A 24,285-nucleotide genomic window follows, 5' to 3' on the forward strand; every position below is an offset into this window, starting at 1 on the left:
TCAGGGCAGGTCGAGGAAGGCGTACTGGGCGAGCTTGTGCGGGAGCTGGACGACCGGGCCTCGCTTGAAGCCGTAGTCGTCGAGTCGGGCGAGGGAGGCCTCGTTGGTGGCGTCCGGCTCGACGACGATGCGGCGGGCACCGGCCTTGACGATGACCTCCTCGATGAAGAAGTCCATGACACCCTCGGTCTTGCCCTTGCGGGTCGGGGTGTCGGCCAGGAAGAGGTGCGCACCGATGTCGCCGGGGCGGCGGTCGTAGAAGGTGCCGAGCTCGTCGACCTCGGGGTCCCAGGTCTGGAACAGGGCGACCGGCTCGCTGTCGATCTCGACGATGTACGCCGCCAGGTGCGGCTGCTCCTGCAGCCAGGTGTAGATCTCCTCGATCTCCTCGCGCGGCTTCTCGACCATGCCCCAGAACTTGGCCCGGTCGTCGTGCAGCCAGCTGCACAGCAGGTCGATGTCGGCCGAAGGCTCCAGGTCGCGGATGGTCAGGGGCATGTCGTCTCCTCGGTGAGCAGGGACCAGTCGGTGACGACGCGTACGGCGCCTCCGTCGGCCCAGGCGTGGTGCTGGTCGGTGTGGTGGGGACTGTTCGGGTCGCCGCTGACACCCAGCGGTACGACCCAGCGGCTGTTGTCTCGGTCGGCGAGGTCCCAGGCGTACCGGGCCACCGAGCCACGTACGGTCACAGTGGTCCCCGGGATCCAGGCGTTGCAACGGACCGTGTCGGTGTCGCCAGGGAGCGGAGTGGCGGGCGCCGTCCGGGTGTGCGGGAGCTCGAACTGCTCCAGGGCATGCAGCGGCCAGAACCGATGGACCTCCGGCCACGGTGCGGGCTCGGCCTCGCGCACCGCCTCGGCCGCCTCGGCGACGAGCTCGCGGGGGTCCAGCCCGAAGGGCTTCTCGGCGGCCAGGATGACGTGCAGCGCGCCGGCCACCCGCGCCGGCAGGCTGAACCACGGCTCGTAGAGCGGTCCGTGGTCCGACGGCTCCCGCAGCGGCGCGAGGGTGGGTGCCGCGCAGATGCGGTCGACCACCTCGGCGCGCAGTGCGGCGTACCAGGCCGCACCCTGCGACCCGTCCATCGCGCCGTCCCACTCGGCGAGGAACGGTGGCCGGAGATCGGCCGGGACCAGCGCCAGCAGCGGCTCGCCGGCGCGCTGCATGGTGTCGGCGAGCACGGCGACCGCCTGCTCGGCATCGAGCGGTCCGGCCTCGTCGAGGAGCTGCCCGATCCGCTGCGCCCGGAACGGCGGAGCGAAGCCGGTCGCGAGCACGTCGAACTCCGGCATACACCGGTCGTTGGCGGTCACCACGGCGCCACCAGAAGAGGCCGTACGCCGCGGGAGCGGGTCGACCCAGCCGGTCCACTCCCCCGCCTCGTCACGGGTGGGCACCCGGCCGCCGACCGTGTGGACGACGTCGCCGGCCGCGTCGGCGATCACCCAGTTGTTGACCGGCTCGACCCAGCTCTCGACCGCAGCCTCCACGTCGGCGACCGAGCGGGCCCGCAGCAGCGGCAGCAGCGCGCCGAAGCCGAGGTCGCCGAGCTCGTGGCCGGGCGTACGCAGCGCCTGACCCCAGCCCTCCTCAGGATCGTCGAGGACCACCGGCCCACGCTCGGTCTCGAGGACCTCGACCGAGACCGGCTCCTCTCCGCGGACGAGCACCGTCTCCACGCTCCGTCGCACCACGTCACCGCCCGGCCGCAGGTCGACACGGTAGAGGTCCTGGTAGTCGCCCATCGCGTTGGTGATCCCCCACGCGACCTGTCCGGCGTGCGCGAAGTGCTGCACGCCGGGGACGCCGGGGAAGGTCATCCCGACCACGTCGAAGGTGTCGTCGGGGTCGATGCAGGCCAGCCGCACCTGGAGATAGACGTTGGGCGCCTCGAAGACCCGGTGCGGGTCACCGGCGACCAGCGGCAGCCCGGAGCGGGTGCGGCCTCCGCCGACGGCGTACGCGTTGGAGCCGCCGGAGAGGCCTTCGGTGCGGAACAGCTCGGCCTCGGCCCCGAGCACCCGGGCAGCCCGGGCACCGAAGAGCTTCGAGGGGAACGAGCCGAAGAGGATCTGCTGGACCCAGAAGACCGCCAGCGGCGTCCACGGCTGCCAGGTCCCGGGCGCCGCGCCGAGCCCGTCGGGCCCGTCGAGCTCGACGCAGGAGGTCTCTGCGAGGCCGGCGCGGACCCCGTCGACGTACGCCGTCAGGAACTCCTGGGTCTCCTCGTCGAGCCCCGCGTAGGCGACCTGCGACACCGCCGCGATCCGGGCACGACGGGCGAAGGTGTCCCACTCCAGCCCGGCCGGCCCGAGCAGCTCGGCGGTGCGGCCCTCACCGCGCAGCCGCTCGATCTCGAGCTGCCAGGCGCGGTCCCGCGCGGTCGCCCGGCCCTGGAGCCGGGCCACCTCGGTCAGCGAGACACCCCGTATGTGCGGGATGCCCCACTCATCTCTGAACAGTGTCATGCGACCGGGTTGGCGAGCGTACCCGCGAAGATGAGCGACTCGGCCTGGTCGGTGATGTCGACCATCTGCAGCGTGTTGCGCAGCTGCAGCCGGTTGAGGCACGAGTGGCGGAACCGCGGACGCAGGAAGTCGTAGCGCGCGACCGCATCGGCCAGCTCGGGGTGGTCGGCGGCGTGGTCGACGATGCACGCCCGGGCCTCGGCCCAGAACTCGGTCTCCGGCAGCACGCCCTCATCATCGAGGATCGCGGCGACGTAGCGCAGCACTCCGTCGAAGATGTCGGTGTGGACCGCGAGCGCCTTGACGTCGTCAGGGAAGGAGCCGCGGATCCGGGAGACCTCCTCGGGGAGCGGCAGGTCGCCCATCACCGCCACCTCCTCGCCGATGTCCTTCATGAACATCCGCACCGGGACGTGGTCGCGCAGCACCATCACCAGGTTCTCGCCGTGCGGCATGAACGCCAGGTCGTACGCCAGCAGGCAGTGCACCAGCGGCCGCAGGTAGGCGTCGAGGTAGCTGCGCACCCACTCCCGGGCCGGCAGGCCGGAGGCACGGACCAGCTCGGCCGCGTACGAGGCACCGGCCGCGTCGCGGTGGAGCAGCGCCGCCATGGTCGCGCACCGCTCCCCCTCCGAGAGCCGCGGCACCGGCGACTCGCGCCACAGCGCGGCGATCATCTTCCGGTAGGGCGACGGATTCGGCAGGGCGTGGAAGATGTCGCCGGTCCAGCCGATCGAGGCCAGCTCGCGGAGTACGCCGAACCCGCGCTCCTTCAGCTCCGCGTCGCTCTCGACCAGGTCGGCGACCCAGTCGTTGATGACCGGCGTCGCGGCCATGTAGGCCGGCGAGAGCCCGCGCATGAAGCCCATGTTCTGGATCGACAGCGCGGTCTTGACGTAGTGCCGCTCGGGACGGCTGGTGTTGAAGTACGTCCGGATCGACTGCTGCGGACGGTGGACGTCCTCCCCCGACCCGACCAGCACGATCCGGCGCGCCGCGACGTCGGCCGCGAAGGTGACCGCCAGCTTGTGGCGCCACTGCCACGGGTGGACCGGCAGGTAGCGGTAACCCTCGGGATCGAGGCCCAGCCCGCGCAGCTTCGCCGCGAACCGGGCCAGCGTGGCCTCACCCAGCTCGTCGACGTAGAGACGGTCCTCGTCCACCCCACGGCCCAGGGCCAGGTGGGACTGGTCCCGGGAGACGGCGACCCACAGCAGGCTCAGGTCGTTGCTCGTCTCCGGCGCCCAACGGGCGTGGTCGTCGATGTCGAAGCCGATCCGGCCGTTGTTGGCGACGAAGGCCGGGTGGCCCTCGCTCATCGCGCCCTCGACGCTCTGGTGGTCGGCGTCGACCAGGTCGGCGGCGGTCAGCGTCTGGTGCTCGAGCTTCCAGCAGGCCGAGGCGATCGTGGCCGCCAGCTCCTCGAGATAGGTCGGCAGCAGCTTGTCCGGAATGCCCAGGTCGGGCGCGAACTCGGCGACGAACGCCTGCGCGTCGACCACGTCGTCCACGTCCCGTGCCTCCCCCGTGCGTCGCACGATCGAGTCCGGGTCCACCACCCAGTGGTCGAGCAGGAAGCGACGGGCGGAGAAGGCGTAGGTCGAGGACGGTCCCTGCAGCTCCCAGCCGCTCTCGGTCTCCTCCGGGGCAATCAGCCGCTCGTGGCTGAACTCGGCGATCGCCTTGGCGACCAGGTGCCGGTGGGCGACCCGCAGGTTCTCCGGGCGCAGGTGGGCGGCAGCGTACATCTCCCGGGTGCAGACCGAGAGCATCGCGGTCTTCTCCCCGATGCTGATCTCGCGCAGCTCGACGAAGCCGGCCTCGGTGTTCTTGCGGCGGATCGGCTCGTTGCGTACGTCCGGCTCGACCACCACACGACGGACACCGGGGTCCGCGAAGCAGTGCCGCATGACCGCCCGGAAGACCCGGGTCGTGTAGCCGGAGACCGGCTCGCCGACTCTGTCACCGGTTGGCGGCGCGACCAGGACGTGCATGCCCAGGTCGCCGTCGGCCAGGTCGGGCAGGTGGGTGATCCCGGCGAGCTCGCTGCGCGCCGGGTCGTAGGTCTCGACCAGGAACGCGGGCACACCGTCGACCCGGCCGAGCCAGGCGTCGTGGTGCGGGTGACCGGCGATCCGCGCGTACTCCGCGGCGACGTCCTCCAGCGTGGCGTCGAGCATCATCCAGTACGCCGATCGCGGGTGGGTCACCCAGGAGTGGACAGTGGCGAGGTGGGCCTCGATCTCGAGCGGTTCGATCGTGATCCTCATCGGTTCTCCTCCGTCGTCTGGCCAGGCTGAATCTTGAATCGGTCGGGCACACCGAACTCCTGGAAGGCGACCCGCTTCTCGACCGGGTAGGGCTCCCGGCCGAGAATGGCGGCGAGGATCACCGAGCTGCGGTAGGCGCCCATGCCGAGGTCGGGGGCGACGAAGCCGTGGGTGTGCTCCTCGCCGTTCTGCACCCAGATCTCGCGGTCGGCGGTGTCGACCGAGAAGGTCGGGCTCGCGGCGTAGCGACCCTGCTCATCGAGACGAAGACGGTCACGGACGGGCTCCAGGAAGGCAGGGAGGCCGGCGCGGTAGCCGGTCGCGAGGACCAGCGCCTCGGTCTCCATCGCGTAGTCCTCCTCCTGCTCCACGTGGTGGAGCGCGAGGTCGTAGCCGCCGTCGGTGCGGGTCACGCCGCGCACCTCGGTGTTGCTGAGCAGCGTCGTCTCGGCGGGAGCACCGATCGACCGGGTGTAGAGCGCCTCGTGGATCGCGTCGATCGTGTCGCCCGAGATGCCCTTGTAGAGGCTCTGCTGCGACTTCAGCAGCCGATCGCGCTTCTCGGTCGGCAGCGACTGGAAGTAGGCGGAGTACTCCGGCGAGGTCAGCTCGAGGGTGAGCTTGGTGTACTCCATCGAGAAGAACCGCGGGCTGCGGGTCAGCCAGGCCAGCTGGTAGTCGTGGTCGGGCTGCGCGTTCAGCAGGTCGAGGTAGACCTCGGCGGCCGACTGCCCGCTGCCGACCACGGTGATGCTGCGCCGAGACACGAGCTCGTCGCGACGAGCCAGGTACTCCGAGCTGTGCAGCGCCGGCCCCTCGGCCGCCACGGCCTCGGCCGCGCACTCGGGGACACGCGGGCTCGTCCCGGTCCCGAGCACCAGCCGCTTGGTCCGGTGGGTCTCGCCGGAGGCGGTGGTGACGACGTACGTCTCGCCGTCGTGCTCCACGGAGGTGACGTGCTGCCCGAAGCGGATGGAGTCGAGCCGTTCGGCGACCCACTGGCAGTACTGGTTGTACTCACGCCGGTGGGGCAGGAAGTTCTCGCGGATGTAGAACGGGTAGATCCGGCCGGTCTGCTTGAGGAAGTTGAGGAAGCTGAACCGCGAGGTCGGGTCGGCCATCGTCACCAGGTCGGCGAGGAACGGCACCTGCAGGGTCGCCTCGTCGAGCATCATGCCGGGGTGCCAGTCGAACCGGTCCCGGCCCTCGAGGAAGAGGCAGTCGAGCTCGTCGATCGGGTCGGCGAGGGCGGCCAGGCCGAGGTTGAACGGGCCGAGCCCGATACCGATCAGGTCATGGACGCGGGCTGACGTGTGGGGAGCGTTCATCGGACGACCTCCGCGACGGGACGGCCCAAGGACAGACCCAGCGCACGGACCTGCTCGATGATGTCGAGGATGTCCGAGACGGTGGCCTTGGGGTTGAGCAGGGTGAGCTTGAGGAACTGGCGGCCGCCGACCTTGGTCGCGGCGACCACACCGCGGCCGCCGCTCCACATCTCCGCGCGGATGCGGCGGTTGAGATCGCCAAGCGCGTCCTCGTCCAGGTGCGGGTCGACGTAGCGGAAGACGACGGTGGAGAGCTGCGAGGGGGTGACGACCTCGATGTCCGGCTGCAGGCTGATGATGTCGTAGACCTCGCGGGCCAGGTCGATCACGGTCTCCAGGTAGGCGCCGATCTGGTCGGCGCCCATCGTGCGCAGCGTCAGCCACAGCTTGAGCGCGTCGAAGCGGCGGGTGGTCTGCAGGGACTTGTCGACCTGGTTGGGGTTCTCCGACTCCCGCGGGTTGAGGTAGTCGGCGTACCAGGAGGCGTGCTGCATGGTGGCCAGGTCGCGGACCAGCAGAGCGCTGGAGGACACGGGCTGGAACCAGGTCTTGTGGTAGTCGATCGTGATCGAGTTCGACCGCTCGATACCGTCGAGCAGGTGCCGGTACTTCGGCGAGGCGAGCAGCCCGCCGCCGTACGCCGCGTCGACGTGGAACCAGACGTTGAAGTCCTGGCAGGCGTCGGCGATGGCGTGCAGCGGGTCGATCACCCCGAAGTCGGTGGTGCCCGCGGTGGCGACGACCGCCGCCGGGACGAGGCCGTCGACGACGCACTCGTCGAGCGCCTCGCGCAGCGCGGCCACGTCCATCCGGTGCTCGGCGTCGGTCGGGATCGGGATGGCGGCCGCGTCGCCCATCCCGAGCAGGCGGGCCGACTTGGCGATGGAGAAGTGGCTGTCCGCGGAGGTGAGGAAGCGCAGCCGGTCCAGAGGTACGCCGCGGCGCTCCGCCTCGCCGCGCGCCAGCAGCAGCGCCTGCAGGTTGGACTGGCTGCCGCCGGAAGTGAAGATGCCGTCGCGGGTCGCCTCCGGGTAGCCGGCGCGGGCGGCGGTCCAGTCGATGAGGCGGCGCTCCATGAACGTGCCGCCCACGGACTGGTCGAAGGTGTCCATCGAGGTGTTGACGGCCGCGATCAGCAGCTCCCCGACGAGGGAGGGGATGACGACCGGGCAGTTGAGGTGAGCGGCGTAGGACGGCTCGTGGAACCAGACCGCGTCCTTGAGCCACAGCCGGCTGATCTCGGCCAGCGCGGCGGTGCTGTCGACGAGCGGGGTGTCCAGGTCGATCTCGGCGACCGGTCCAGCGGCCGCCTCGGGCGAGATTCCGGTGGTGGGGCCATCACACGTGGCGAGCTGGTCGACGAGCAGTCTGATTGCTTCGGTGATCCCGCTGGTGTACTCACGAGCATTGTCGGGGTGGAACAGATGCTCCAAGTGCGGTGCGCTCACTGGTCTCCTTCGACACGGGGTGATTAGGTTAGGCGAACCTAAGTGAGGCTACCCTAAACGCATTCCCGCCAGACAGGTGGGCCAGAGAGAGGACGATCACACCCGTGCCGAACTCCCCCAGCCAGGCCACTCGCGTGCTCGTGGGCTTCGCCTTCGCCTCGCTCGGCAACGGCCTCACCCTGCCGTTCCTGTACGTCTACATGGCCCAGGTCCAGGACCTCGGGTCGTCGACCGCCGGCTGGATGTTCGCCTGGATGGGCGTGGTCGGCCTGCTCTCCGCCCCCGGGGTCGGAGCCCTCCTCGACCGCTTCGGACCGCGACCCGTCCTGATCGGCGCGCTGGCCGTGGAGTCGGTCTCGATCGGGTCCCTCGGCTTCGTCGACGGCACCCTGCCCACGATGGCGGTGCTGGCCGGCGTGGTCGTGGGCGCCTCTCCCCTGTGGCCCGGCACCACGACCATGCTGGCCGCCATGGTCCCCGCCGGCGACCGCGAGCGCGCCTACGGTTTCGCCTTCCTGGGCCTGAACGCGGGCATCGGCCTGGGTGGCCTGGTCAGCGCGTTCCTCATCGACGTCGAGCGCCCGGAGACCTTCCAGGTCCTCTACCTGTGCGACGCCGTCGCCTATCTCGCGTACGCCGGGGTGCTGGTGCTCCTGGTCCGCTCCCCCGCTCGTCCGGCCCAGGACGATGCGGACGACGCGAGCGCCGGCTCCTGGGGCGAGGTGCTGCGTGACCGGCGGGCCGTGGCCCTGGTCGGCTGCGGTGTGCTCGCGGTGACCTTCGGCTACGGGCAGCTCGAGGCCGGCGCGACCGCCTACGCCGTGGACGTGGCCGACGTGCCGGCGACCGCCCTCGGCTGGGCCTTCGCCGCCAACGCCGCCGTGATCGTGTGCGGGCAGGTCGTCCTGCTGCGGCTCACGTCCGGGTGGCGGCGTACGACCGCGCTGGCGTGCGCCGTGCTGACCTGGTCCCTCGCCTGGAGCGTGCTGGCAGCCGCGGACCTGATGCCCGTCGCCGGCGCGGTGGCCGCCGTCGTGATCGGCCTGGCCATCTTCGGCCTCGGCGAGACGTTGTGGGCGCCGATCGTGACCGGGCTGGCGAACACCATCGCCCCCGATCACCTGCGTGGCCGTTACAACGCCTCGCTCGGGCTCACCCTGACCCTCGGTCAGATCCTCGGGCCGGCGCTGGCCGGCGCCCTCATCGGCAGCGGCCTCGGCCACCTGTGGGCGCTCGTCGTGATCGGCGGCACCCTCACCGCGGGCCTGGTGCTGAGCCGGCTCCGCTTCCTGCTCACCGCGGCCGAGGACCGCGCCCAGGAGCCCGAGGCGGTCCCCGAACCGGTCGGGGCGGGTCAGCTGGAGTAGGGCACGGCCTTCGTCGCGTCGGTGTGCCAGTTGGTGCCGATCGGCTGATCGACCTCGGCGGTGCTCGGCAGCTTCAGGGACACCGGGTCCATGTCGCCCTCACCTGCGGAGACGATGATCTCCTCGAACTGCACGCCGCCGTCCTGCGGTCCGCTGTGCGGGTTCACCCCGGCGTACGCCTTGGTCGAGCCGGTCATCGTGATCGGCTCGCCCTCGGCCTGCTCGCTCGGCATCACGTCACCGGAGACGTTCGAACCGAAGCCGGCCTCGATCGTCCGGCCGGCGAGGGTGCAGGTCACACCGGGCTTGGCCGTCGCCGTGACGAGGTAGTAGCCGCCCGCCTGGGACTCCTCGGTGACCGTGAACGACAGGTCGCCGGTGGCGCAGGCGCCACTGGATTCCTCGGTCGGTGCCGGGGTCGGCTCGGGCGTCGGTGTCTCGGTCTCGACCGACGGGCTGGGGCTGCTCTGCACGCCCGCGTCGTCGGCGGTCTCGGAGGAGCACGCGGACGAGGCGAGCGCGATCGCGGCGGCGGCGAGGACGAGGGGCGCGACACGGCGCCGGCTACGGAGGGGCATCTGCTCCCTTGTCATGGTCTGGTCACGGCTCCGGCAAGCGGATGCTCCCGGATCTCTGTGAATCTATACAGACCAGGCCGTTCCTTGACGTACCCCGCTGCCCGGCGTGGCGACCACGACGATGCAGCGGCCGCGGCGCCCGGGCAGCAAGCGCGACGGGCATTCCTCAGGTCTCATGAGCTGCTGACCAGGTCACCCTCTGCGGAGGACCGGGCGGCATCGCGGTGTGATCCGAACGTCGCCAGCAGCGCAGCGGCGGTCAGCGCGACACCGAACCACACGGCACCAGCGAGACCGAAGTTGTTCGCGAACAGCCCGCCGAGCAACGCACCGAGGGCGATCGAGATGTTGTAGCCCATCGTGTTCAGCGACATGGCCGCCTCGAACGTGTCCGGCGCTGCGGCCAGCATCATGTTCACCTGGCAGAGGTTCGCAGCTCCGAAGGAGACACCCCATAGCACTACGGCGACCGCCAGGCCCACGATGGTGTCGCCGATGGCGAGTAGCAACAGCAGCGAGACCACGAGACCGGTGCAGGCGACTATGAACGTGACCCTCATGTTCTTGTTCACTGTGTGGCCGGCTATGAAGTTGCCGACCGCTCCACCGACACCGAAGACGATCAGCAGACCGGTGATCAGGGCCGCCGACACCGAGGCGCTGTGCTCCATGAACGGGCGGATGAAGGTGTACACACCGAAGTGGCCGAGCACATACAGCGCGACGGTGAACATCACGACCCTCAGCCGACCGTTCTTGACGGGTAGCTGGAAGACCTCCCGGACCGGAATGGCGCTCCTGGACGGAAGGGACGGCACGGCGGCTACAACCGCAAGGAACGCCACCAGGCTCAGGCCACTCCAGATCAGGAATGTGGTTCGCCAATCCGTGAGGTCCTCGATGAAGGTCCCTAGTGGCACCCCCAGCACAGTGGCGACCGACATGCCGGACAGCACGACCGCGGCCGCCTTGCTCGCCTTGTCTTCGGGGACCAGTCGCATGGCCATGGCCACGCCAATGGCCCAGAACACGCCGTGCACGAAGCCCATGATGAGGCGCGCGGCAAGGACCAGTGCGAAGTCCGCGGCCAGCGCCGTGACGAGGTTGCCGATCGCCAGGACCGCGAGGAGGACAGCCAGCAGCATGCGCCGGTTCACCTTGCGTGTCCAGGCGACGATGAAGGGTACGCCGACCCCGGCGGATATGCCGTAGGCGGTGACCATCATGCCGGCGATGCCGACGGAGACTGTCAGGCTGGCGCTGATCGGGGTCAGCAGGCCGACCGGCATCAGCTCCGTGGTGACGAAGACGAACAGGCTCGCGGTGATGGCGGCGACGCCGAGCCACGCCCGGAACGGTGAGAGCGCGGTTGCACTGGATGTGGACATCGTTCTTCCTCAGGAGGACCCCACGACGGGGATCGGTGTGCAGGTGGATGCGCACGCCAGGTCGACGTGCTGCCCTGAGACCGACTCGACGGCTGGCGTCGCTTCGGTTGGCGCATCGAGTCTTCCGCCCACCGATCAATGAGTCCAACGCAATGTTGTAACTCTAGCGATGCCGATAGATCATCGATCCATGGAGCTTCAGCAGATCCGTTACGTACTCGCCGTTGCCGAGACCAACAGCTTCACCCGCGCGGCGGAGCGGTGCATGGTCGTACAGTCGGCACTGAGCCGGCAGATCGCTCGACTCGAACAGGAGCTGGGAGCGCGCCTGTTCGAGCGCACCAGCCGGCACGTCCGGATCACACCGGCCGGCGAAGCGTTCGTGACCGCAGCCCGCGAAACTCTGAACGCCGCCGAACGCGCGGTCGCCGAGGTCGCCTCTGCAGTCGGCGAGGTCCGCGGAAGGCTCGCCCTTGGTCTGATCCCCACCGTGGCGGCCGTCGACATTCCCGACGCGCTGAGCAGATTCCGCGACAGGTATCCCGACGTCCAACTGAGCATCCGCGTCGGCGCCAGCGAGGACCTCACCGATCAGGTCAAGCAAGGAGTCATCGAGGTCGCGTTCCTCGGGCTCCCCACCACAGCGCGGCCACAAGGGGTCAACGCCCGCGAGCTGGCCAGGGACCGGCTGGTCGCCGTGGTTGCACCGGACCATCCGCTGGCACAGGAGTCCAGGGTCGACTTGCGGCGACTCGCTGAGGAGGCGTTCATCGACCTACCCCCCAACACCGCGGGACGGGCACAATCGGATGAGGCCTTCGCAGCCGCTGGCCTCAGCCGACACGTCGCCTTCGAGGTGACGACCGCGGACTTCATGATGGCTCGACTCGTCAGGAAAGGGCTGGGGATCGCGATGCTCCCCTCGGCGTATGTGCCTCAGCTGACCGGCGTGACCACCATCGAGGTCACCGACGCACCCACACGAGCCGAGTACCTCATCTGGCGCGGAGTCGGGCGGTCCCCTGCGGCGAACGCGTTCCTGACGATGCTGGACCTACCAGCCGAGTAAGCCCTCGAAACCACGACTCCCGGCGAACGGCTGGTCTTCCACGTCTTCGCAGCCCTCGCAGAGTTCCGACGATGACGAACGCCACCTGGGTCTGGGCCGAAGCCGCTGGCCGGGCTTCACCATGCTCACCACCATGGCGCTGCTCTAGCTCGGCGACACATCCTCCCTTACAAGGAGGATGTCAGGGGTGCGCGCGTTCCGGCGCCGCACGGTTCCGGTCAGATCCGGCAGCGCCCCGCCCACGCTCAGGTGGCGGCCACGGCCGGCTTGACCGCGAGTACCGGGCAGGTGGCGTCGAGCAGGATCCGCTGCGCGGTGCTGCCGAAGACCAGCTTGCCGACCGGCGTACGGGTCCGCAGGCCGAGGACGATCAGGCGGGCGTCGAGACGCTGGGAGACCTGGATGACGGTGTCGCTGGGGTCTCCCAGGTCGCCGCGCTCGACCTCGACCCGGCCGGCGAGGCCCGGCCAGCCGGCCGCGAGCTCGCCCACGTCCGGGACTCGCTCCCCGCGTACGGCCGGGACGATGACCACCGTCTCGCCCTCGCGGGACTCGGTGACCGCGGCCGCGACGGCGGCGTGTCCGGGTGGGGTGTCGGCGTAGGCGACGACGATGGTCATCGGCGTTCCTTTCGATGATGCGTGGACGGGCGGGAGGTCGGCGCGGTCACTGCAGCAGACCCATCGGCAGGTCTACCGGCAACAGGGAAGGCAGCGCCAGGAGCACGGCACCCAGGACGAGGGTGTAGATGATCGCCGTGCGCGGGCGCGTGCGGGCTGCGTACAGGAGGAACAGCGGTGTGAACACCAGGGTCGCCGCGAGGTAGCCGCCGACCATGACGAGGACCAGGAACACCGCCATCGCCGCGAAGGTGCGGGCCCCGACCATCAGATCGTGGCGGCGGGCCAGGGCCCGGGCATCGAGCCTCGGTTCGACACGTGTGGCCAGCATGGTCGCCCCGGAGGAGCCGGCCGGCGCGTCGACTGCACGATCACCGCCTCGCGCGGCACCCCTTCTCCTGGCCCGGATCTCCTGCCAGGTCAGGACGCCCGCGGCGGCCAGGCCGCCCAGTGCGACGAGCCGAGGCATCAGCTGTGCTTCGTCGGAGAAGGACCCGCTCACCCACAGTGCCCCGGCGAAGAGCAGCACGGCGGCCACGGCGACACCGAGGGACCAGGGCGTACGCGCCAGCGAACCCTCCAGCTCGTCCGCGTCCTCGTCGGCGCTGGCGTGCTCGTCCCGGTGACCGTCGTCGACGGATCCCGAGGCCCGGCGAAGCCGCTTGACCAGCGACCACAGCACCGGCGCGACCAGCAGCGCGGCGAACGCGAGCACACCGGGTCGGGCGACCCAGGAGGCACCGTCGTACAGGCTCGCGGTCAGGTAGTAGTAGCGCTCCATCGGGATGGCCAGCACGAAGCCGATCAGGAACGGGGCCCGCGGCATCCCGGTCGCCTTGAGGAAGAAGCCGGCCACACCGAGCGCGACCATCACCCACAGGTCGCCGAGCTGGCCACCCTCCTGGAAGGCGCCCAGGAGCATCACCACGAGGAGACCGGGCCCGAGCACGGCGAAGGGCACCTTGGTGAGCTTCGCCAGCGACCCGGTGGCCAGGAAGCAGAGGAACGCTCCGGCGACCGAGGCGATCGCGAACGCCCACACGATCAGGTACATCAGGTCGAGGTGGTCGGTGACGATCGCCGGCCCAGGCTGGATGCCGTACGTCAGCAGCATCCCGAGCAGCATCGCCGACGGCACACCTCCGGGGATGCCGAAGAGGAAGGTCGGGATCAGGTCGCCGGCCTCGACGGAGTTGTTGGCGCTCTCGGGACCGACGATGCCGCGAGGGTCGCCCTTGCCGAACTTGCGCTTGTCCTTGGCGGTGGCGACGGCCTGCCCGTAGGCGAGCCAGGTGCCGGCGGTGGCGCCGACGCCGGGGAGGACGCCGGCCCAGATGCCGATCAGGGCGCCCCGGATGACGTGGGTCCAGTGGGTGATCCACTCGCGGATGCCGGATCCCCAGCCGCCGGAGAGCTCCACGGGCTTCTCGGTCACCCGTCGCTGACCGACGCGGCTGGCGATCTCGGCGAGCCCGAACACACCCAGCGCGACGGCGACCAGGGAGATGCCGTCACTGAGGAACAGCGACCCGAAGGAGAACCGCTCCTCGGCCGTCGTGGGCGAGGTGCCGACGAGTCCGAGCAGGAGGCCGAGCAGACCGGCGGTCAGCCCCTTGACGACGTTCCCGCGCGAGAGCACAGCGGCGAGCGATACGCCGAGGATGGTCAGCATGAAGAGCTCCGGGCTGCCGAAGGACAGCACCAGGGGCCGCGCCAGCGGGATGGCGAGGGTGAGCCCGACCGCTCCGATCAGGCCGCCGGCCATCGAGGAGAGAAAGGCGAGGGAGAGCGCCCGTTTGGCCTGTCCCTGTCTCGCCATGGAGTAGCCGTCGAGCATCGTCACGCTGGCCGAGGCCGATCCGGGTGCACCGAGCAGGACGGCGGCGACGGTGTCCGAGGTGTGTACCACGGCCAGTGCGCCGATGAGCATCGCGAGAGCGGGTTCGGGGTCCATGCCGAACGTGATCGGGAGCAGGATCGCCACCGCGCCGGTGCCGCCGAGGCCCGGGATCAGGCCGATGACCAGACCGGCGACGACGCCGACGGCGAGCATGATGAGGAGCGAGGGGTCGGCCAGGGAGGCGAGGGCCGAGAAGGCTGCTTCAGTCATGTGTCTGCCCTCAGTCGATCGTGATGTCGTAGTCGGTCTCAAGCAGCTCGAGGACGTCCTCGCGGACGCTCTCGTCCACCCGGTACGCCTCGCCGATCCGCTCGGCGAGGTCGGGTGAGGCGTCGAGCGGGTAGCCGCCGAGCACCTCAGCCGCGGACTTCTGGAACGCGGGATCGGCGCCCATCTCGTCGGCCGTCGAGCGGAGCAGCTCGACTGCCTCGTCCGGGGTTTCCTCGGGCACCCAGAGCGCCTTCTGGTACGTGTAGGTCAGCGCCAGGATGGCGCGGTAGGTCTCCAGCGCCTCGGCGTCGGGCTGCTCGCCGTGGAGCTTCTCGTACACCTCGACGACGGTCGGCAGATCCGGGAAGTTGGGATCGCGCACGATCTCGCCGTCCTCGTCCACCTGCCCGAGCGAGAAGAGCGGCACCGCGGTGCCGTCTTTCACCAGCGGCTCGACCGCAGGCTCGTACGAGGAGGTCGTCTGGTAGTCGATGTCGACCTCGCCACGCTGCAGCGCGAGGTTCACCGGGCCGCGGCCCTCGAAGCCGAAGGTCGCATCGATGTCTGCGGAGAGGAGGTCGAAGGCCAGCATCGTGGTGAGGTCGAGGCTGGTCGCCGCGATGCCGCCGAAGATGAGCGGTTTGTCGCGGTTCACGAGATCCTCGACACCGCGTACGCCGGCACCGGTCCGGGCGTAGACGACCGCCCCGGTGCCGTTGGCCAGGATCGGCCGGAGCTTGTTGAAGTCGTAGCGCACCGACGGCATGTCGAGGAGGTAGGGCACCACCGTGGAGGCGGTGCTGACCAAGACCTCGGTCCCGTCGGTCTTCGCCGAGGTCATGAAGTGGTTGGTGCCGAGGATGCCCTCGCCGCCGTCGTCGTTGACCGGAGCCAGGCCCGGGGAGCCCGGCACCGCCTCGGTCAGCTCGGCGCCGACGAACCGCGCCCAGGTGTCGGTGCCGCCGCCCTCGGCCAGCGGGATCATCATCTCGACGGTCTCACCCGAGTAGTCACCGTCGGCAGTGGAGGCGGCGGGGTTCAGGAAGTCGCCGCCCAGGACGGAGACACCGACCGCCAGCGCGGTGAAGCCTGCGAGGACGGCGCCGGCGAGCCGTGGAGTCGGCGCGGGGCGCTCCGGCGGATCCTGCGCGGAGCCGGCATCCTCGTCTGCGGTCGTGGCCACGTCCTCTTCTTCGACGTGCTGGGTCATGAGTTCCTCCAGGTGAAGCGAGCCTCACACGGGCATCCCGTGTCAAGGGGTCAGATGGTTAAGCCGATGCCGATGGCTGGAGCGGCGGGTCCGGCAGCACGACGGATCCGTGGGCGAGGCGGCGGTAGGTGCGTACGACGCCCACGACGGGGACGCCGTCGTGCTCCTCGGCGAAGGTGCTGACGCGGCCCGCGGGCGTGCCGAGCTGCAGGCCGGCGGCGGGCCGTCCTTCGGGGACGAGGTCGTGCACCACCGTTCCGGGGGCGTCGGCGGCCAGCGTCAGGGCGACCGAGCCGGTCACCGGGACCGCCGGATGGAAGCGCCCCATCGACAGCATGCGTACGGTCAGGTCGGTCCGCTCCGCGCTCGCCGGGTCGGGTGCGGCGACCAGCGCGAGCTTCGGCACCGCCCGCGCGACCGCCTCCGGGGTCGGGGCGAGCCCCATCAGGACGCCTGCCTCCCGGCGTACGGCATCGAGGCGTGCCAGGAGACCCGGCACGGCGTCGAGGTCGGCGATGTCCTCGTCACCGCGCACACCGAAGTCGGCGGCCTGGGCCGCGACGACGGGAGCGCCGGCGTCGACGAGGGTGACGACCACGCCGCCCACCGCCTCGGACAGGGTGTCGCGCTGATGTCCCGTGGGGAAGAGGTGTCCGGTGCTCCGGCCGGCCGGGTCGACGAACCCCATCCGCACCGGTGCGCCGAGGAAGGGGACGCCGGGAATGGCCTCGGATGCCTCTTCGTCGAGCACGCCGCCGGGGGTGGGGACGCGCTGCACGATGAGTTGGTCGGTGTTGGTGTTGAGGACCCGGACCGCCGTCTCGGACGCCCCGGGCCGCACCCACCCCTCCCTGATCGCGAACGACGCGACCACCGCGGAGCAGTTGCCGCAGTTGCTCCCCCAGTCGACCTTGGCCTCCTCGATGCCGACCTGGGCGAACGTGTACTCCACGTCCACGCCGGACGTCTCCGAGGGAGCCAGGATGACCGCCTTGCTCGTGGTGGACGTGCCACCACCGACCCCGTCGACCTGACGGTGGTCGGGGCTGCCGTAGATCCTCAGCAGCACCTCGTCGACGGACAGATCCGGGACCTGCAGGTCGTCGCGACGGAAGACCCAGCACTTGCTGGTGCCACCCCGCATCCATGTCGCGGCGATCTCGCGCATGTTGCCTCCTGAGCCGAGTCGTCCGGACTCTCCGGACCTCCACAGACTGGAGCCGGGTGACTTGTAGCACAATCACGAATCTGAACATGATCATGTAGCAAAACTGCATGCTCAGAAGACGCCGCCTCGACGCCCCCGCGTCCGGCCGAGTGTCGTCGCGGCTGAAGCAGCACTGCACGTGTCTACATAGTCATGTAGAAGAACTTCATGCAGACTGGGGCCGTGCTCGACATCAAACGGCTCCAGATCCTGTTGGCGATCGTGGAGGAGGGATCCGTGACCAGCGCGGCCACCGCGCTGGGCTACACACCGTCCGCGATCTCGCAGCAGCTCCTGAGGCTCGAACGCGAGGCCGGGCAGCCGCTCCTCGACCGCCATGCCCGGGGAATGACCCCGACCGACGCGGGCCTGGTGCTCGCCACCCACGCCCGCAAGGTCCTGCGCCAGCTGGCGGCCGCCGAGTCGGACCTCGCCGACATCGCCGGAGTACGTCGCGGCAGCGTCACCCTGGGCACCTTCCCCACCATCGGCAGCTCGTTCCTACCGCTCGCAGTCCGGCGCTACAAGGAGCTCTACCCCAACATCGCACTGACCATCCACAGCGGCCGCGAGGACGACCTCGTACGCATGCTGGAGGAGGGCAAGGTCGCCATGTCACTGCTCTGGGACTACGCCTGGGAGCGGGTCGACAACGACGAGCTGGTGCTGACCGAGCTCTTCACCGACCCCACCGTGCTGCTCGTCGGGGCCACCCACCGCCTGGCCCGCCGGCGTACGGTCCGGATGGCCGACCTCGCCGAGGAGCCCTGGATCATCCGCGCGGGCGGTCATCCGGTCGTCGAGGTCCTGCAGCGCAGCGCCGTGGCGGCGGGCTTCAACCCGACCATCGCGTTCCAGGCCAACGACTACCAGGAGGCCCAGGCCATGGTCAGCGTCGGTCTCGGGATCGCGCTCGCCCCCAGGACGGCAACCGTCAACCAGCATCCCGACGTGCGCGTCGTCTCCCTGGGCGACACCGCTCCCCCACGGCGCATCCTCGTCGCCCACCGCGCGGGCCGGGTCCGCAGCGCCGCCGAGCTCGCGCTGCACGACGTGCTCGTCGAGACCGCCTCGACCTACTCCTGAAGCAGCGTCGGATCAGCCCGTCAGCGGGCGCAGGCCGATCTCGGTCAGCCGACGGCCCCGGCGACGGAGCAGGTCCTGGAAGGCGGCCGCGAGCGTCGAGGGCCGGCGGTCGAGCCAGCAGGCACCGATGTGCCGCACCGCCTCCGGGTTCGTCAACGGCACCTCGACGCAGCCGGTGGCGCCATGGGGATCGCGGGGCGCCAAGCTGACGCCGAGACCGGCCGAGACCAGTCCGCGGAGCGTGGCGAGGTCGTCGCCCTCGAAGCCGATGGTGGGCGTGACGCCGCTGGCCTGGGCGAGCTTCTCGAGCAGAGTACGCATCCCGTAGCCGCGCTTCATGCAGATGAACGTCTCCTCGGCAGCCTCCTCGAAGCTCACCCGGGCACGTGTCGACAGCCGGTGGCCGGTCGGTACGACCAGCACGAGCGGCTCGGTGTGCAGGCGGCGGTGGCGCAGGCCGGAGTCCTCCTCGAGCGGGGAGATCAGGGCGATCTCGGCGGTGCCGTCGGTGACGGCCGCCAGGCAGCGCGGGCGCGAGGTCTGGATCAGGTCGACGGACGCCCCCGGATGCTCCTGGAGGAACGCCTTGACCAGGGCCGGCACGACCCGTTCGCCGAGCGTGCTCTGGAAGGCGAGGGCGATCCGCCCGCGGGCGCCCGACTCCTGGGCCTGCACCGCCTCGATGCCCGCGGTGGCCGCCGCCACCGCGGCGGCAGCGTGCGGAGCGAGGGCCTCCCCCGCCCTCGTCAGCCGCAGACCCCGCCCGTGCCGCTCGACCACGTCCACGCCGAGCTCCCTGCCGAGCCGGGCGAGCATGCGGCTCACCGTGGGCTGCGGCATCTGCAGCAGATCGGCGGCCGCGAGCGTCTGACCCGTCTCCGCGAGCGCGGCGAGGGCGGGGAGCATCGGCAGCAGGTTTCGGGCAGTGGCATCCACATCCGCCATCGTATGCAATGAGGCATTCTCCAGCCATCACCCATGCATTGGACGCATGATCTCGGCCTCCCTAGCGTGACGATGGTGAGCTCACAGGCGGACCAGGGATACCGACGCGTGCTGATCGCCCTCGTCGCGATCGGGATGACGACGTTCGTGCAGCTCTACTATCCGCAAGCGCTGATCCCGGCGATCAGCCGCGCCTTCGAGGTCGACGCCTCCCAGGCAGCCCTGACCGTCTCCGGAGCGACGATCGGGCTCGCGGTCGCCGCACTCGGCTGGTCGTGGATCGCCGACCGGATCGGCCGGGCGCGGGCGATGACGGTCGCCATCGTCGCCGCTGCCGCCATCGGGCTGGTGCTGCCGTTCGTGACCTCATTTCCCGTGCTCGTCCTCCTCCGCGTCGGACAGGGCATCGCCCTGGGCGGCACCCCGGCGCTCGCGCTGGCCTACCTCGACGAGCGGGTGAGCCCGGGCCGCGCTCTTGCTGCGGGGGCGACGTACATCTCCGGAACGGTCGTCGGGGGTGTGGTCGGGCGGCTCATCGCGGCGCCTGTCGCCGACGTGAGCGACTGGCGGGTCGCGGCCCTCCTGACCGGCGGGGTCAGCGCCGTCGGTGCCGCGGTCGCGGTCGCCGCCCTCCCACGCGATCGCTCCGTCCCCGCGACCGCACGGTCACGGCCCGCCGGCGTGTGGCTCGGGATGGTCGCCAACCTGACCGACCCTCGCCAGCTGGCGCTCTACGCGCAGGGCTTCCTCCTGATGGGCGCGCAGGTGGCGGTCTTCAACTACCTCGGCTACCGGCTCGAGCTCGAGCCGTTCGACCTGCCGCCCTCGTTGACGGCGGTGATCTTCCTCGCCGGGCTCTCCGGTGCGGTGTCGGCACGGTTGGCGGCCACGTTCGCCGCGCGCTTCGGTCGCAGACGCGTACTCCTGGCCTCGTCGCTGGCCATGGCCGCCGGCGCCGCGCTGACGATCCCCGATCGGCTGGCCTCGGTGCTGGTCGGGCTGCTGCTGTTCGCCACGGCGTACTTCGCCGCCCACTCGATCGCCTCCGGCTGGGTGGGGCCGATGGCGACCACGGGGGTCGCGCAGGCCACCTCGCTCTACACGCTGTTCTACTACGCGGGCTCCAGCCTCTTCGGCTGGCTCGGCGGCCTCGCCTTCGCCGCCGGCTGGACCGGCACCGCAGCCATGGTCATCGCGATCGTCCTGATCTCCTTCGCCACCGCCCGCACACTGCTGCCCCGGTGCCGGTCAGCGACGTCGCTGCCGTAGCGCGCTACCCGTGCTGGCTGCGATGGTCATCCGGGACCGGCCCCTGGCGCTCATCTGGGCTGCATCGTCTTCGCCGCCCCCGCTCCGGCCGACCTCCAGGACCAGAGCCGATACGACAGCGGCGGAGGCCATCAACCGACGAGCACGAAGTGTGCCAGCTCACCCACATGACAACACTCACTTAACCATCTGGTAACAAACGCGGCAAACTGGATCATACTGCGGGGTGTGGCCGGGTCTCTTCCTTGGAATCATCGATCGACACCCAAGGAAGACAAACTCCCCGTGCAGCCCACGTTCGACGCCGGCCACCCGCGCCCGCACTCGATCGTCGCGCTCGTGCCCGCCCACAACGAAGCGGACCGCATCGCGGCGACTCTCCAGTCCCTGAACACCCAGACCAGACCGCTCGACCGTGTCATCGTGGTCGCCGACAACTGCACCGACGACACCGTCAGGATCGCCCGCGGCCTCAGCGCCGAGGTGTTCGTGACCACGGACAACACCGACAAGAAGGCCGGCGCTCTCAACCAGGTGCTCACCTCGCTCCTGGAGCAGCTCGCGGAGCACGACAGGGTGCTCGTCGCTGATGCCGACTCCACGCTCGCGTCCGGCTTCATCGAGGTCGCCGGGGCGACGCTCGACAGCGACCGCAGGATCGGCGCCGTCGGCGGCATCTTCCTCGGCGAACCCGGCGGTGGCCTGCTCGGCGCGCTCCAACGTAACGAGTACGAGCGCTACCGCCGCCAGATCAGGCGCCGCGGCGACGACGCCATGGTCCTCACCGGCACCGCGACGCTCCACCGGGTCGACATCCTCCGCTCGCTTCTCGCCCGTCGCGGCGAGGTCTACGACACCCGCGCTCTCACCGAGGACAACGAGATCACTCTCGCGATCAAGACGCTCGGCTACGACTGCGTCTCTCCGCAAGACTGCACGGTGGTCACCGAGGTGATGCCCACGTGGGGCGACCTCTGGCAGCAACGGCTGCGCTGGCAGCGCGGAGCGCTCGAGAACCTGCGCACCTACCGCCTGACCCGGGTCACCGCGCCGTACGTCGTCCAGCAGGCCGGCATGGCCGTCGGCGTCGTCGCGATGTGGCTCTACGTCGCCTTCACCGTCCACCTGATCGCCAACGGCGAGCTCGGCCTGAATCCGTGGTGGACGCTGCTCGGCCTGGTCTTCATCGCCGAGCGGGTCGTCACCGTGTGGCGCCGCGGCAGCGGCGCCCGGCTGCTCGCGGGAGTGCTCGTCGTCGAATGGGCCTATGACCTGTTTCTCCAGGGCGTGCTGGTCCGCGCCGCCCTGGACTTCACGTTCCGCCGTCGTGCCGAGTGGCACCACGTCGCGGCCGCTCGTCGGCAGATCTGACCTAGCCGGCACCCGTCCCGGCCGACCCTCCTCCGACGGGTCGGCCGTCATCTCGTACACCTCATCAACCCCACAAGGAGTCACATCATGGCCATGCACGTTCAGTCCAGCGCTTCCGCGACCACTGCGTCCACCGCCGGAGCCGGCGCCCTGGTGCTGCCGAACACGGGCAGCCCACTGACGCTCCCGCTCGTCGCGGCAGCCGTCGCGCTCCTCCTTCTCGGTATCACCCTCATCGACCGCGGCAGCGCGGGCGGCACCGGGCGGGTGACGGGTCTCGCCGTCGCCACACTCGCTGCCTCCGCGATCACCTGGCAGCTGCTCGCCCTCGATGCGTTCCCAAGTGATTGGGAGCTTGTCGGCGTCGCCGTGGCTCTCTTCACGACCGCCTACCTGGCACTCGCGGTCTACGCACTCCTGCCGGTACGCAAGGCCAGGCGGTGACCCGAATCGGCGTCCCAGGGCCTCGGCGAACGCTGGCGTCGTGACTGTCGGAGTCACCGCCGCGGGCGCCGGCGGGTGCTGCCCAGATGGACCCGCTTGGCCACCCGGGCGGTGTCCGCGTCGCAGGCGAGGATCGCAGCGGCGATACTGTCGTGCCGGCGCCGCACCCGCTCGACTTGGGACGTGTCGCTGGGTACGCGGGCTGTTGGGCTCGTTCGGCACCTCGGCCATGACGCGGCGGGATCGTCAGGTGGGTCAGATGGTGGAGAGCTCCTCTGCAAGCAGGCGGAGTGCAGAGGGCGATATGACGCCCGTGGCGACAGCGGCCAGGTCGAGCAGTGGCGTACGCCCGACGACCTGGAGGAGCTCGGTGTTCGCGACCCCGGGCAGGTGCCTGCTCACGACGTCGGCCGCTTGCGGGTCGGCCAGCAGTGCCTTGAGTGGATCGCGCACCGACAGCCTGCCTTCGGGCAGGTCGCTCAGATCGGGCAGGGGTGCGACCGCGTCAAGTGCCTGGTCGCGCTGGGCACGCACCAGCAGATGCTCCTCGGTCACCTCGCCGGTGGCGGACAGGCCAAGCCGTTCGTACTGGCTGGGAGGTGCGTCGTTGGCCCGCATCAAGTCCACCAGGTGGGTGGCCATGCGTAGCTCGATCTGGTCGTCGATGATCGGGTTCAGTTGCTCGGGGTCGGTGTGCAGGTCGAACAGGAGTGTCCCGAAGGGGTAGGGGTTCAGGAGCGTATGGCCGCTCACGCGCACCGTGCGAACGCCTTTGGTGAAGGTGAACGGTTCGGCCAGCTCGAGGTCGGCCAGCTCGTCGGGGGTGAAGCGGCCACGCATGTGGGTGGGCATGAGGGTGTGCTCGTACAGGGGCACATTGCCTGGGTTGGCGGGGGCGCGCATGTAGACGTAGCGGCCGTCGGTGACGTTCACGTGGCCGCCGTGCGCGCCGAACAGACCCGCGTGCCGCGTCGTGTCGGAGCCCAGCGGGATGCCCTGCATGTCGGCGGGCAGGTCCACGCCGAAGTACTCCAGCAGGGTGGGCGCGAGATCGATCGTCTGCACCAGGTCCTCGCGCCGAGCGCCGGCAGCTCGGGTGCGCGGGTCCCAGACGAACAACGGCAGCCGCACCAGCTCGTTGTACCAGGGCTGCACCGACTTGCCCCACCACCCCTTCTCGCCGAGAAGCAGGCCGTGGTCGGTGTTGACGATCAGCAGCGTGTCCTCCCACAGGTCGAGCTCGTCCATGAGGTCGAGCACCCGGCCGAGGGAGTGATCGCACATCGACAGCAGCGCGGCGTACTCGTAGCGGGCGTGTTGAACCTGGTCGGGTTCCTCGATGACCCGCTTGTAGTCCGGCCAGTCGAAGTGGGGGCCGTCGTAGTCGTGCGGGTAGAGGTCCTTGAAGCGCTGGTGAGAGAAGAACGGCTCGTGCGGGTCGAAGGTCTCGATCTGCAGGAACCACTGGTCCTGCTCGGAGTTGGTGCGGATGAACTCCAGTCCGGCGTCGAAGGTGCGGGTCTGAGAGTGACGCTCCTCGGTGTCCATGTCCTGGCGGTTGATCCAGTGCTGCCGATAGCCGTCGCGACGCATCCGGTGGAGGTCTTCGGGGATGTCGGGGTCGGCGACCTGGCCCTTCCACGGGTCGCTCTCCTGGCCCCGGAGAAACTCCCAGGTGCTGTAGCGCGAGTGGTAGGTGGCGCCGCCGTCCTCCCAGTAGTGGTAGTGGTCGCTGACCAGATGGGTGTAGACGCCGTTGAGCCGCAACAGCTCCGGCATGGAGTCGTCGAACGGTTCCAGCGGTCCCCAGCTGCGGTGCAGGAAGTTGTGACGGCCGGTGTGGAGCTCTCGGCGGGCAGGCATGCACGGCATCGACCCGGCATAGCAGTTGTCGAACGTCGACGTCCGCTGCGCCAGCCGCGCGAAGTTCGGTGCCTGCGCCCAATCACCCCCGTAGGGGGGAAGCATGTGCCTGTTCAGACTGTCGAACATCACCATGATCGCTTTCATCGGCCCTCCAGCCTTGTCTTGGTCGCCTCGATCCAGGCGAACCAGTTGCGTACGTCGTCGAGGAGCGCGTTTCCCGGCGGTCGCGGCTTGTCATCGA

Annotated in this window: 19 protein-coding genes; 6 read left to right on the forward strand and 13 right to left on the reverse strand. The window is 70.0% G+C overall.

The window, feature by feature from the left end; translation table 11 throughout:
* The 5 genes from G5C66_RS14730 to G5C66_RS14750 are packed head-to-tail and all read right to left on the reverse strand — an operon-like array spanning position 1 to position 7,514.
* Positions 1–498, reverse strand: coding sequence for a GNAT family N-acetyltransferase (locus G5C66_RS14730; protein WP_165111714.1), 498 nt, complete (start codon positions 496–498; stop codon positions 1–3).
* Positions 489–2,468 (reverse strand): penicillin acylase family protein, encoded by a 1,980-nt coding sequence (locus G5C66_RS14735; protein ID WP_165111715.1) that lies wholly within the window; start codon positions 2,466–2,468, stop codon positions 489–491. The genes G5C66_RS14730 and G5C66_RS14735 overlap by 10 nt, the downstream gene beginning before the upstream one ends.
* The gene (locus G5C66_RS14740; protein ID WP_165111716.1) at positions 2,465–4,738 is read right to left on the reverse strand and encodes a GNAT family N-acetyltransferase; all 2,274 of its coding nucleotides are present in this window, start codon (positions 4,736–4,738) and stop codon (positions 2,465–2,467) included. Before G5C66_RS14740 ends, G5C66_RS14735 begins: the two co-directional genes overlap by 4 nt.
* Positions 4,735–6,066, reverse strand: a complete 1,332-nt coding sequence (locus G5C66_RS14745; protein ID WP_165111717.1) for a lysine N(6)-hydroxylase/L-ornithine N(5)-oxygenase family protein — start codon at positions 6,064–6,066, stop codon at positions 4,735–4,737. The genes G5C66_RS14740 and G5C66_RS14745 overlap by 4 nt, the downstream gene beginning before the upstream one ends.
* The gene (locus tag G5C66_RS14750; RefSeq protein WP_338144180.1) at positions 6,063–7,514 is read right to left on the reverse strand and encodes a pyridoxal phosphate-dependent decarboxylase family protein; all 1,452 of its coding nucleotides are present in this window, start codon (positions 7,512–7,514) and stop codon (positions 6,063–6,065) included. The genes G5C66_RS14745 and G5C66_RS14750 overlap by 4 nt, the downstream gene beginning before the upstream one ends.
* A 104-nt stretch (positions 7,515–7,618) precedes the next feature.
* Here G5C66_RS14750 and G5C66_RS14755 point away from each other — a divergent pair, with 104 nt between their 5' ends.
* Positions 7,619–8,881 carry an MFS transporter gene (locus G5C66_RS14755; protein ID WP_165111718.1) on the forward strand — a complete coding sequence of 421 codons (1,263 nt, stop codon included), beginning with the start codon at positions 7,619–7,621 and terminating at the stop codon, positions 8,879–8,881.
* Here G5C66_RS14755 and G5C66_RS14760 read toward each other — a convergent pair.
* Together G5C66_RS14760 and G5C66_RS14765 are read right to left on the reverse strand one after the other, a co-directional pair.
* Positions 8,869–9,459 carry a DUF4232 domain-containing protein gene (locus G5C66_RS14760; protein ID WP_165111719.1) on the reverse strand — a complete coding sequence of 197 codons (591 nt, stop codon included), beginning with the start codon at positions 9,457–9,459 and terminating at the stop codon, positions 8,869–8,871. The two genes, G5C66_RS14755 and G5C66_RS14760, sit on opposite strands and share 13 nt — an antisense overlap.
* A 173-nt stretch (positions 9,460–9,632) precedes the next feature.
* Positions 9,633–10,847, reverse strand: a complete 1,215-nt coding sequence (locus tag G5C66_RS14765) for an MFS transporter (RefSeq protein ID WP_165111720.1) — start codon at positions 10,845–10,847, stop codon at positions 9,633–9,635.
* A 190-nt stretch (positions 10,848–11,037) separates the two neighbouring features.
* Between G5C66_RS14765 and G5C66_RS14770 the strand changes: the two genes are divergently transcribed.
* The gene (locus tag G5C66_RS14770) at positions 11,038–11,916 is read left to right on the forward strand and encodes a LysR family transcriptional regulator (protein WP_165111721.1); all 879 of its coding nucleotides are present in this window, start codon (positions 11,038–11,040) and stop codon (positions 11,914–11,916) included.
* A gap of 245 nt (positions 11,917–12,161) precedes the next feature.
* On the opposite strand, the gene G5C66_RS14780 is transcribed toward G5C66_RS14770, so the two are convergent.
* The 4 genes from G5C66_RS14780 to G5C66_RS14795 are packed head-to-tail and all read right to left on the reverse strand — an operon-like array spanning position 12,162 to position 17,024.
* Positions 12,162–12,536, reverse strand: a complete 375-nt coding sequence (locus tag G5C66_RS14780) for a universal stress protein (RefSeq protein ID WP_165111722.1) — start codon at positions 12,534–12,536, stop codon at positions 12,162–12,164.
* A gap of 46 nt (positions 12,537–12,582) precedes the next feature.
* Positions 12,583–14,646 carry a tripartite tricarboxylate transporter permease gene (locus G5C66_RS14785; RefSeq protein WP_165111723.1) on the reverse strand — a complete coding sequence of 688 codons (2,064 nt, stop codon included), beginning with the start codon at positions 14,644–14,646 and terminating at the stop codon, positions 12,583–12,585.
* A gap of 10 nt (positions 14,647–14,656) precedes the next feature.
* Positions 14,657–15,856, reverse strand: a complete 1,200-nt coding sequence (locus G5C66_RS14790; protein ID WP_165111724.1) for a Bug family tripartite tricarboxylate transporter substrate binding protein — start codon at positions 15,854–15,856, stop codon at positions 14,657–14,659.
* A 58-nt stretch (positions 15,857–15,914) separates the two neighbouring features.
* Positions 15,915–17,024 carry a PrpF domain-containing protein gene (locus G5C66_RS14795; protein ID WP_165111725.1) on the reverse strand — a complete coding sequence of 370 codons (1,110 nt, stop codon included), beginning with the start codon at positions 17,022–17,024 and terminating at the stop codon, positions 15,915–15,917.
* 207 nt (positions 17,025–17,231) lie between these two features.
* Between G5C66_RS14795 and G5C66_RS14800 the strand changes: the two genes are divergently transcribed.
* On the forward strand, positions 17,232–18,149 hold the full coding sequence (locus tag G5C66_RS14800) for a LysR family transcriptional regulator (protein ID WP_206444128.1): 918 nt from the start codon (positions 17,232–17,234) through the stop codon (positions 18,147–18,149).
* A 12-nt stretch (positions 18,150–18,161) separates the two neighbouring features.
* On the opposite strand, the gene G5C66_RS14805 is transcribed toward G5C66_RS14800, so the two are convergent.
* Positions 18,162–19,094, reverse strand: coding sequence for a LysR family transcriptional regulator (locus G5C66_RS14805; protein WP_165111726.1), 933 nt, complete (start codon positions 19,092–19,094; stop codon positions 18,162–18,164).
* A 75-nt stretch (positions 19,095–19,169) separates the two neighbouring features.
* On the opposite strand from G5C66_RS14805, the gene G5C66_RS14810 reads away from it, so the two are divergent.
* The 3 genes from G5C66_RS14810 (at position 19,170) to G5C66_RS14820 (ending at position 22,178) form a co-directional block, all read left to right on the forward strand.
* Positions 19,170–20,363, forward strand: coding sequence for an MFS transporter (locus tag G5C66_RS14810; RefSeq protein ID WP_338144181.1), 1,194 nt, complete (start codon positions 19,170–19,172; stop codon positions 20,361–20,363).
* A gap of 285 nt (positions 20,364–20,648) precedes the next feature.
* On the forward strand, positions 20,649–21,734 hold the full coding sequence (locus tag G5C66_RS14815; RefSeq protein ID WP_165111728.1) for a glycosyltransferase: 1,086 nt from the start codon (positions 20,649–20,651) through the stop codon (positions 21,732–21,734).
* A gap of 87 nt (positions 21,735–21,821) precedes the next feature.
* The gene (locus tag G5C66_RS14820) at positions 21,822–22,178 is read left to right on the forward strand and encodes a hypothetical protein (protein WP_165111729.1); all 357 of its coding nucleotides are present in this window, start codon (positions 21,822–21,824) and stop codon (positions 22,176–22,178) included.
* Between the two features lie 255 nt (positions 22,179–22,433).
* Here the strand turns inward: G5C66_RS14820 and G5C66_RS14825 are convergent, their stop codons facing one another.
* Positions 22,434–24,188: a sulfatase-like hydrolase/transferase gene (locus tag G5C66_RS14825; protein ID WP_165111730.1), complete on the reverse strand. Its 1,755-nt coding sequence runs from the start codon at positions 24,186–24,188 to the stop codon at positions 22,434–22,436.
* Between the last annotated feature and the right edge of the window lie 97 nt (positions 24,189–24,285).

This window comes from Nocardioides turkmenicus (assembly GCF_011045035.1).
GTDB classification, from domain to species: Bacteria; Actinomycetota; Actinomycetes; order Propionibacteriales; family Nocardioidaceae; genus Nocardioides; species Nocardioides turkmenicus.